10 protein-coding genes and 1 pseudogene are annotated in these 9,261 nt (G+C 71.1%); 7 read left to right on the top strand and 4 right to left on the bottom strand.

The features are described 5' to 3' along the window. Positions 1 to 184 precede the first annotated feature (184 nt). Genes HY68_RS30345 through HY68_RS30330 form a run of 4 tightly spaced genes read left to right on the top strand, consistent with a single transcriptional unit; the run spans position 185 to position 2,802 of the window. On the top strand, positions 185 to 604 hold the full coding sequence (locus HY68_RS30345; RefSeq protein WP_041997858.1) for a roadblock/LC7 domain-containing protein: 420 nt from the start codon (positions 185 to 187) through the stop codon (positions 602 to 604). Then, entirely contained in the window at positions 601 to 960 is a 360-nt protein-coding gene (locus HY68_RS30340; RefSeq protein WP_041997856.1) for a DUF742 domain-containing protein, read from the top strand. Before HY68_RS30345 ends, HY68_RS30340 begins: the two co-directional genes overlap by 4 nt. Continuing rightward, on the top strand, positions 941 to 1,558 hold the full coding sequence (locus HY68_RS30335; RefSeq protein WP_041997854.1) for an ATP/GTP-binding protein: 618 nt from the start codon (positions 941 to 943) through the stop codon (positions 1,556 to 1,558). Before HY68_RS30340 ends, HY68_RS30335 begins: the two co-directional genes overlap by 20 nt. Next, the gene (locus HY68_RS30330; RefSeq protein WP_041997852.1) at positions 1,555 to 2,802 is read left to right on the top strand and encodes a cytochrome P450; all 1,248 of its coding nucleotides are present in this window, start codon (positions 1,555 to 1,557) and stop codon (positions 2,800 to 2,802) included. Before HY68_RS30335 ends, HY68_RS30330 begins: the two co-directional genes overlap by 4 nt. Here the strand turns inward: HY68_RS30330 and HY68_RS30325 are convergent. Then, on the bottom strand, positions 2,783 to 4,018 hold the full coding sequence (locus HY68_RS30325) for a cytochrome P450 (protein ID WP_041997850.1): 1,236 nt from the start codon (positions 4,016 to 4,018) through the stop codon (positions 2,783 to 2,785). The genes HY68_RS30330 and HY68_RS30325 overlap by 20 nt on opposite strands. Before the next feature lie 164 nt (positions 4,019 to 4,182). On the opposite strand from HY68_RS30325, the gene HY68_RS30320 reads away from it, so the two are divergent. Beyond that, on the top strand, positions 4,183 to 4,713 hold the full coding sequence (locus tag HY68_RS30320; protein ID WP_041997848.1) for a gamma carbonic anhydrase family protein: 531 nt from the start codon (positions 4,183 to 4,185) through the stop codon (positions 4,711 to 4,713). 40 nt (positions 4,714 to 4,753) lie between these two features. Here the strand turns inward: HY68_RS30320 and HY68_RS30315 are convergent, their stop codons facing one another. Then, a complete protein-coding gene (locus HY68_RS30315) occupies positions 4,754 to 5,422 on the bottom strand; it encodes a DedA family protein (RefSeq protein ID WP_041997846.1) in 669 nt (222 codons plus the stop codon). Positions 5,423 to 5,676: 254 nt separating this feature from the next. On the opposite strand from HY68_RS30315, the gene HY68_RS30310 reads away from it, so the two are divergent. Together HY68_RS30310 and HY68_RS30305 are read left to right on the top strand one after the other, a co-directional pair. Continuing rightward, a complete protein-coding gene (locus tag HY68_RS30310) occupies positions 5,677 to 6,753 on the top strand; it encodes a hypothetical protein (protein WP_041997844.1) in 1,077 nt (358 codons plus the stop codon). Positions 6,754 to 6,826: 73 nt separating this feature from the next. Then, positions 6,827 to 8,185 (top strand): MFS transporter, encoded by a 1,359-nt coding sequence (locus HY68_RS30305; protein WP_241778808.1) that lies wholly within the window; start codon positions 6,827 to 6,829, stop codon positions 8,183 to 8,185. Here HY68_RS30305 and HY68_RS30300 read toward each other — a convergent pair. Both HY68_RS30300 and HY68_RS45690 read right to left on the bottom strand, forming a co-directional pair. Next, entirely contained in the window at positions 8,147 to 8,992 is an 846-nt protein-coding gene (locus tag HY68_RS30300) for a fused MFS/spermidine synthase (protein WP_041997842.1), read from the bottom strand. The two genes, HY68_RS30305 and HY68_RS30300, sit on opposite strands and share 39 nt — an antisense overlap. A gap of 86 nt (positions 8,993 to 9,078) precedes the next feature. Further along, positions 9,079 to 9,261 (bottom strand): annotated as a pseudogene (locus HY68_RS45690) (elongation factor Tu); the annotation flags it as partial.

Here is a 9,261-nt window from a genome sequence, read left to right as displayed (position 1 = left end):
CATGGCCGCCGCCGACCGCGACCGGCACCCCGACGAGTCCGGGTCCGCGCCCGTACCGCCGGCGCGGGACGCGGGAGCGCAGTTCGGGGCCTTCCACCGGTCCCGGCGCGCCCCGCGGCGTCCCGACGCCGAAGGCCCCGCCAGTTAGGCCGGGCGCACCCCCCACCGGAAAGCGAGGCACCCCATGCAGACCACTGACAACAGCCTGACCTGGCTCCTCGAAAGCCTGCTGGAACGCACCCCGGCCACCCGGCACGCCGTGGTCCTCTCCCGGGACGGACTCAAGCTCTGCTGGAGCCGCCATCTCACCCTCGACCAGGCCGACCAACTGGCCGCGATCTGCTCGGGGATCCAGGCGCTGGCACAAGGCGCGTCGGTGGAGTTCGGCAACGGCAACGGCGGCGTACGGCACTCGATGACCGAGTTCCACGGCGGGCTGCTGTTCATCGTCGCGGCGGGCGACGGCGCCCATCTCGCCGTCGTCGCCGAGGACGGCGCCGACCCGGGTGTGGTCGGTCATCAGATGACCGAACTGGTCGAGCAGATCGGTGAGCATCTGCGGGCCGAGCCGCGCACCCCGGCGCAGGGAGGCTCCTCCTCGTGACACGCAGGCCCGTCGATCTCGGGGACCCCGACCGGCTGTACACCGTGACCGGCGGGCGCAGCCGGGTCGACGACGACACCTTCGACCTGGTCACGCTGATCGTCAGCGAGTGCGAGCCGACACCGGGCACCCAGTCGGAGCACGTCAGGATCCTGGAGCTGTGCCGCCATCCCACGGCGGTCGTGGAGGTCTCCGCCGAGCTGCGGCTGCCGGTGACGGTGGTCAGGATCCTGCTCGGCGACCTCCTGCTGACGGGCCGGATCACCGCGCGCCGTCCGCCCAGCCCGCGCTCCCCCGCCGCACTGCCCGACTCCGTCCTTCTGAAGGAGGTGCTCCATGGACTCCGTAACCTCTGAGCAACCGGCCGCCCGGATACCGCTGACCGATGCGGCGGAGACAGGTCTGAAGATCGTCGTCGTGGGCGGTTTCGGGGTGGGCAAGACCACCCTGGTCCGCTCCGTCAGCGAGATCAGACCGCTCAACACCGAAGAGGTCATGACCCAGGCCGGGGTCGGTGTCGACGACGCCGCAGGGGTGGCGACCAAGACCACCACGACCGTGGCCTTCGACTTCGGCCGGATCAGCCTCAACAAGCGGATGGTGCTGTACCTGTTCGGGGCGCCCGGGCAGGAACGGTTCTGGTTCCTGTGGGACCGGCTGTTCTCCGGGACGCTCGGTGCCGTCGTGCTCGTGGACACCCGGCGGATGAGCGAGTCCTGGTACGCGGTCGACCGGCTGGAACACCACAAGACGCCGTTCGTGGTCGCGGTCAACCGGTTCGACTCGGACGCCTCTGCGTTCTCGCTCGCGGAGATCCGCCAGGCGCTGTCGCTGCCCGAGCACGTCCCGATGATCGACTGTGACGCACGGGTGCGCTCGTCGGGGAAGAACGTCCTGATCACCCTCGTGGACCACCTCTACGAACTGGCCATGGCACGGGAGATGACCCCATGACCGATCCATCCGCACCCCGGCCGCCGGACCCCCGGCACGTGGACGCCGTGCCGCTGAGCGGCCTGGCCTACCAGCAGACCCCGTCGCAGATCTACCGCGAACTGCGCAGGGAGCACGGCGCGGTCGCTCCGGTGCTGCTCGACGGTGACATCCCGGCCTGGCTGGTCCTCGGCTACAACGAGGTCTCCTACGTGACGGGGCACGACGAGCTGTTCGCCCGCGATTCCCGGCGCTGGAACCAGTGGCCCGCCATCCCGGCCGACTGGCCGCTGATGCCGTACGTGGGGTACCAGCCCTCCGTGCTGTTCACCGAGGCCGCCGAGCACCAGCGGCGGGCCGGGGTGATCACCGAGGCGCTGGAGGCCGTCGACCAGTTCGAACTGGCCCTGATGTGCCGGGAGATCAGCGACGGGCTGATCGACTCGTTCGCCGGGAGCGGACAGGCCGAGCTGATGTCCGGGTACGCGCACGCGCTGCCGATGCGTGCCGTCGTACGGCTCTGCGGTATGCCCGCGGGCGGCGGGGACACCGAGGAGCTGGTGCGGGATCTGCGGATCTCGCTGGACGCGGCCGAGGGTGACGACCCGGTGGCGGCGTATCTGCGGGTGCAGAGCCGTATCGAACGGCTGGTCAAGGACAAGCGCAACAGTCCGGGCTCCGACGTGACGTCCCGGATGCTGACCCATCCGGCGGCGCTCGCCGACGACGAGGTCGTCCAGGACCTGATCACCGTGATCGCCGCCGCCCAGCAGCCGACCGCCAACTGGATCTGCAACACGCTCCGGCTGCTGCTGACCGACGACCGGTTCGCGCTGAACGTCTCCGGCGGCCGGCTCAGCGTCGGCCAGGCGCTGAACGAGGTGCTGTGGCTGGACACCCCGACCCAGAACTTCATCGGCCGCTGGGCCGTGCGCGACACCCAGCTCGGCGGGCGGCAGATCAAGGCGGGCGACTGTGTGGTGCTCGGTCTCGCCGCCGCCAACACCGATCCGCAGATCTGGCCCGAGGGCCATGTCGGCGCCGAGAACTCCTCCCATCTCTCGTTCAGCAACGGCGAGCACCGCTGCCCCTATCCGGCTCCGCTGCTCGCGGACGTGATCGCGCGTACGGCCGTGGAGACGCTGCTCGAACGGCTGCCTGACGTGGTGCTGTCGGTGGACCCCGCCGAGCTGACCTGGCGTCCCTCGATCTGGATGCGCGGGCTGATGTCGCTGCCGGTCCGGTTCACTCCGGTCGTGCAGTGACGGGTGTGAAGCGCACCGGCAGCGAGGCGGGTCCCCGGGTGAACACCCCTTGTTCCACGGGGTCGAAGCCGTCGTCGAGCCGTACGTCGGGCATGGCGTCGAGGAGTTGGTCGACACCGGTCTCGATCTCGGCCTTGGCGAGCAGCGCGCCGACGCAGAAGTGCCGCCCGAGCGCGAAGGCCAGATGGTCGGCGGCCGCGGAGAAGGCGGTGGTGGCGGTCAGGTCGTCCCGGAAGATGTCGAAGGTGTCGGGGTCCCGGTAGTGCGAGCCGTCGCGGTTGGCGGCCCCGATCAGACAGGTGACCGTGGCGCCCGGCGGTATCGTGCCACCGCTCAGTTCGACCTCCGTCGCGGTCTGCCGCATGATCATGTGCACCGGCGGGGTGAACCGCAGCGTCTCGGCGAAGGCGCGCGGTATCAGCGCCCGGTCAGCGCGTACGGCCGCGAGCTGTTCCGGGTGGAGCAGCAGGTTCGCGAAGATCGAGGCAATCGCCTTGTCCGTGGTCTCGCCGCCGGCCGCGAGAAGCAGGCTGCAGAACGCCTTGATGTCCTCGTCACTCATCCGTACGCCGTCGACCTCGGCGGCGCAGAGCGTGGACAGCAGGTCGTCGCCCAGATTCTCCCGGCGGTGCCTGATGATCGGGATCATGTACTCGGCGAACTCGGTCCGGGTGCGCTCGCCGGCCGCCGTGACGGCGGCGTCGCCGGACAGATTGCCGAGGAAGGCGATGACGGCGGTGTACCAGCCGTGGAACTTCTCGTGGTCGGCCCGGTCGAGGCCCAGCATGTCCGCGATGACATTGACGGGGAAGCGCGTCGCGAAGCCGCCGACCAGGTCGACGGAGCCGGTGTCCCGGAAGGCGTCGATCAGCTCGCGCGCGTTGCGGTCGATGACCGGCAGGAACTTCTCCCGCAGGTCCGCGCCCCGGAAGGCGGGGGCGACCAGCGCCCGGCGCACCGCGTGCTCACGGCCGCTGAGCTGCAGGATGGTCTTGCCGTGCACGGGTTCGATCTGCCAGTCGTAGTTGTCGGTGGTGAAGACCGAGTCCCGGTCCTTGAAGACGCGTTCCACATCGTCGTAGCGCGAGATGATGTAACTCCGGGTGGCCTCGTGCCAGATGAGGGGCGCGCTCTCGCGCATCACCCGGTACGCCGGGTAGGGGTCGGCGGCGAACTCGGCCGACAGGATGTCGGGTATCTGCTGTGCGGTCGCCATGGAACTCCCTCGGTCGGGACCGGGCCGGTCAATAACTGGCAGTACCACCAAGGCTATTGATCGTCGGCCGACGGAAACAGCCAACTCCTGGCCGACCTGGCGTCAGCGCGCGCCGGCCGGTCGCCTACCGTGCCTGTGACGACCGGTGATGAAGGAGAGCACGGATGACACAGCGGGCATGGGTGGCGGGCGTCGGCGGCAAGAGCCCCGAGATCGACCCTTCGGCCTTTCTGGCGCCGACGTCCGTGGTGGTCGGCGAGGTCTTCGTGGCGGCCGGCGCCAGCGTCTGGTACCACACGGTGCTGCGGGCCGACTGCGGCGCGATCCGGCTCGGCGCCGACTGCAACATCCAGGACAACTGCACCCTGCACTCCGACCCCGGCATGCCGCTGACCGTGGGCGAGCGGGTCTCTGTCGGGCACAACGCCGTGCTGCACGGCTGCACCGTCGAGGACGACGTGCTGATCGGGATGGGTGCGACGGTGCTCAACGGCGCCCATATCGGGGCCGGGTCGCTGGTCGCCGCGCAGACCCTGGTGCCGCAGGGGATGCGGGTGGAGCCGGGGTCGATGGTCGCGGGGGTACCGGCCAAGGTGCGGCGCCTGCTGACCGAGGAGGAGCGCGCGGGGATCAAGCTCAACGCGGCGGTCTATCTGGATCTGGCGAAGGCGCACCGCGAGGCGCGGGAAGTCTGACGGCGGCCGATCGGCCGGGGCGGTCCGCCGGGACGGGCGGTCAGTCGGTGCTGACCGCGCGGACGGAGTCCTGGTCGCCCGTCGCGCGCTCGGCCTCCATCCGCTCGTGCGCCTTCTTGGCGCGGTTGCGCACCAGGAGCATCGAGCCGGCGCCGACCACCACGGCGGCGGCCAGGCCCACGTACGAGAACCGCTTGAGCCAGTCCTCGGCGGCGACGCCGACCTCGTAGACGACGACGGTCGTACCGCCGGCCCAGACGATCCCGCCGAGCAGGTTCGCGGTCAGGAACTTCCAGTACGGCATGTGCAGCACACCGGCGAGCGGTCCCGCGAAGATCCGCAGCAGGGCGATGAAGCGGCCGAAGAAGACCGCCCACATGCCCCATTTCTCGAACGACCGCTCCGCCATGGCGATCTGGGGTTCGCCGAAGTGTTTGGGGAATTTCCCGGCGAGCCAGGCGAGCAGGGGTCTGCCGCCCTTGCGGCCGATCGCGTACCCCGTCGAGTCACCGGCGACGGCTCCGGCCGACGCGCAGGCGGCGAGGACGTACGGATTGATCTCCCCGTGCTGGGAGGCGAGCAGCGCTGCCGCCACCAGGACGAGTTCGCCGGGCAGCGGGATGCCCAGGCTCTCCACCCCGATGACCACGGCCACCAGGATGTAGACGCTGACCGCCGGTACGGACTCTAGCCACTCCTGGACGTGCAACGCCTGTTCCTCCCGCTGTCCCCTGGTGCGCCCCGCGCAGCCGACCGGCCTGCCCCGTCCGGAAGCACACCTGTTCACCCTACCCGCTGGGCGGGGTGGTTCAGGGGCCCCGCGGGTGTGGTGCGGGCGACGCTCCGGGAGGCAACGCGCATCCAGCCGGTTTCCGTCTTGACAGCCGCGCGCCGGGGGTTTCCGGGGTCCCGGCACGGGGCGGGCGTGCCAACAGTTGCATGCCCCCTCTATGGTTACTCGCCATGTGGCCAGGACAGCAGCCGCCCGGGGGCGAGCAGAACCCGCAGGACCCGAATCAGAATCCGAACCCGTATCAGCAGCCGGGGTACGGACAGCAGCCGAATCCGGCTCCCAACCCGTACCAGCAACCGGGGTACGGCCAGCAGCAGCCCGGCTATCCGCAGCAGCAGCCGGGGTATCCGCAGCCCAATCCGTACCAGCAGCCGACCGTGCCGATGTACGGCCAGGGCGGGCAGCCGGGGCCGCCGAAGCCGCCGGGTGACGACCGGCGGAAGACGAAGATCACCGCGATCGTCGCCATCCTCGCTGTCCTGGTGGCGGCGGGGGTGACCGGTTTTCTGGTGCTCGGCAAGGACGACGACAAGAAGCCGGTGGCCGATTCCAAGTCGTCACCCTCACCTACCGGTTCCGGCTCCCAGGAGCCGAGTCCCAGCACGTCGCAGGCCAACCCGCGCGACGGCTCCGCGGGCGCCAAGCCGCAGGTCGCGGGGTGGAAGGTGGTGACCAACCCGCAGCACGGGACGGTCTTCGACGTCCCGCCGGAGTGGGAGGTGCAGAAGGCGGGCATCATCGCCGGCTTCGAGGACTCGAAGAAGGGGGACGGCACCCCGTACATCTCCTTCTCGGCGCCGGCCTATCTGAAGTCCAAGTGGTGCCAGTCGGACCCGGACCACGACGGCCAGATGTCCGACACCAGCCTCGCCGGCACCGGTACCAAGGGCGGCCAGGGCGCGAAGGACACCCAGACGGCGGCGCGCAACGAGGCGGGGGCCTGGGTCTTCGGCGCTTACGCGCAGGAGGACCCGAAGGGCAAGGACAAGATCACGGTCAGCAAGGCCAAGCCGTACACCACCAAGTCCGGTCTCACCGGGAGCTACGCCACGGCGTCGAGCAAGGGCCTCGCCAAGAAGACGAAGTGCGACACGGACGGCAAGTCGGTCGCCTTCACCTTCAGCAACACCAAGGGGGACTTCACCACGTGGGTGCTGTACGCCAACACCGGGGTGACCGGTGAGGTGCCGGACGCCACGGTCATGAAGATCCTGAACACGGTGCGGCTGCCGGAGTCCGCCTCCTAGGTCCCGGCCGTGGTGGGGAGCCGCCCGGCGCAATCGATTTGATAGCCGGGTGGCGGTCCGGGATAGTCCCGGGGTGACCTCTCCACGCCGCAACTACCGACTGCTGACCGCCGCGGCGATCATCACCAACCTGGGCAGCCAGGGCGCGTTGATCGCCTCGGCGTTCGCGGTGCTGGACGCGGGCGGCGACAGCGGCGACGTGGGTCTGGTGGCCGCCGCCCGCACCGTGCCGCTGGTGGTGTTCCTGCTGGTGGGCGGCGCGGTGGCCGACCGGCTGCCGCGGCACCGGGTGATGGTCGCCGCCAACGCGCTCAACTGTCTCTCGCAGGCGGCGTTCGCGGCGCTGGTGCTGGCGGGCCACGCCCAGCTGTGGCAGATGATGGTGCTCGCCGGACTGGGCGGCACGGGCCAGGCGTTCTTCAGCCCGGCGTCCGAGGGCATGGTGATGTCCAGCGTCAGCGGTGAGCAGGCGGGTAGCGCCTTCGCCGTGTACCGGATGGCGATGAACGGCGCGGGGATCGGCGGGGCCGCCCTGGGCGGCGCGCTGATCGGTGTGCTCGGTCCCGGCTGGGTGCTCGCCGTCGACGCGGGCGCGTTCCTGGTGGCGGGGACACTGCGGGCCTTCCTCGACGTGAGCCATGTCCCGGCGCGCGAGAAGGGTGGCGGGGTGCTCGCCGACCTGCGGGACGGCTGGCGCGAGGTCATCGGCAGGCCCTGGCTGTGGACGATCGTGATCCAGTTCTCCGTGGTCAACGCGGTCATCGTGGCGGCCGAGTCCGTGTACGGGCCGCTGGTGGCCCGGGACTCGCTGGGCGGTCCAGGACCGTGGGGTCTGGCGCTGGCCGCCTTCGGGGCCGGGACCGTCGGCGGTGGTCTGCTGATGACGCGCTGGAAGCCGCGCAGGCTGCTGCTGGCGGGCTCGCTGGGCATCCTGCCGCTCGCGCTGCCTTCGGCGGGTCTGGCGCTGCCGCTGCCGATCGTGGCGCTGACGGTGGTGATGTTCCTGACGGGGGTCTCGGTCGAGATCTTCGGTGTGTCGTGGATGACCGCGCTGCACCAGGAGATCCCGGAGGAGAAGCTGTCCCGGGTCGCCTCCTACGACTGGTTCGGCTCGGTCGGCATGGTGCCGGTCGCCGCCGCGCTCGCGGGGCCCGCCGAGAGCGCCTTCGGGCGCTCGGCCGCGCTGTGGGGCTGTTCGGGGCTGATCCTGCTGCTGACGCTCGCCGTGCTGTGCGTGCCCGACGTACGGCGGCTGACGCGGCGCCGGTCGGACGTGCCGGTGCACGGCTCGGTGCAGGGAGAAGGCTCGGTGCACGGAGCGGGTGCGGCGGGCGCTCTTCCCGTCCCCGGTCCTGCCGTTTCCGGTTCTCGCGTCCCCGGTTCCGCCGCCGTCTCAGCCGATGCTGAAGGCGCCGTCGGGCGGGAGGGGTGACGGTACGGCGCCGGTGTCCTGTACGGCCGTGGCGTCGCCGATGAGGCGGCGCAGCGAAGCGCCGTGCTCGACCCGTGCGGGGAAGGCGTCGCCCGCGGTCCTGCGGGCCAGCGCCGTCGTGTCGAGCGGGGTGTGCGAGGCGAGGAGTACGGCGTTGCCGAAGCGGCGCCCGCGCAGCACGGCCGGTTCCGCGATCAGCGCCAGTTCCTCGAAGACCGTGGCGAAGGTGGCCAGTTGGGAGCCGAGGAAGTCGAAGGGCGCGGCGTCGGCGAGGTTGGCGGCGTAGATCCCGCCGGTGCGCAGCACCCGCTCGGCCTCGCGTGCGTACTCGACGGAGGTGAGGTGCGCGGGGACGCGTGAGCCGCCGAAGACGTCGGCGACGAGCACGTCGAAGGAGCGGTCCGGCGCCTGTGCGAGCCAGCTTCTGGCGTCGGCGGCGTGGACGTCGATGCCCACGCCTTCGGGTATCGGCAGCAGTTCGGCGACGAGGTCGAGCAGCGGCGCGTCGGAGTCGACGACCGTCTGCCGGGAGCCGGGGCGGGTCGCCGCCACGTACCGGGGCAGGGTGAGGGCTCCGCCGCCGAGATGGAGCACCGCCAGCGGCTCGCCCTCGGGGGCCGCGCAGTCGAGGACATGGCCCAGCCTGCGGACGTACTCGAACTCCAGATGGGCCGGCTCGTCCAGGTCCACGTAGGACTGCGGCGCGCCGTCGACCGTCAGCAGCCAGGCCCGCTCCCGGTCCACGTCGGGCAGCAGCTTCGCCGTGCCGCAGTCGACGGCGCGGATGACAGGAATGGGCTCGTTCACCTCCCCATTGTGCGCCCGCCCGCCCGGCCGCCCGCCCCGCTCTCGGGCCCTGCGCGGTGGCAGGCCCCGAGAGCGGGCGGTACGGCTCAGAGCACGGTCGTGACCGTGCCGGCGCCGACGGTGCGGCCGCCCTCACGGATCGCGAAGCCGAGCCCCGGCTCCAGCGGTACGTCACGGCCCAGCTCGACGGTCAGGGTGACCGTCTCACCGGGGCGCGCCACCCCCCGCTCGCCGAGGTCGATGTCGCCGACCACGTCGCCGGTACGGAT

Origin of the sequence: Streptomyces sp. AcH 505, assembly GCF_000818175.1 — a bacterium.
Taxonomy (GTDB): domain Bacteria; phylum Actinomycetota; class Actinomycetes; order Streptomycetales; family Streptomycetaceae; genus Streptomyces.
This window is presented reverse-complemented; position numbering and strand designations above follow the sequence as displayed.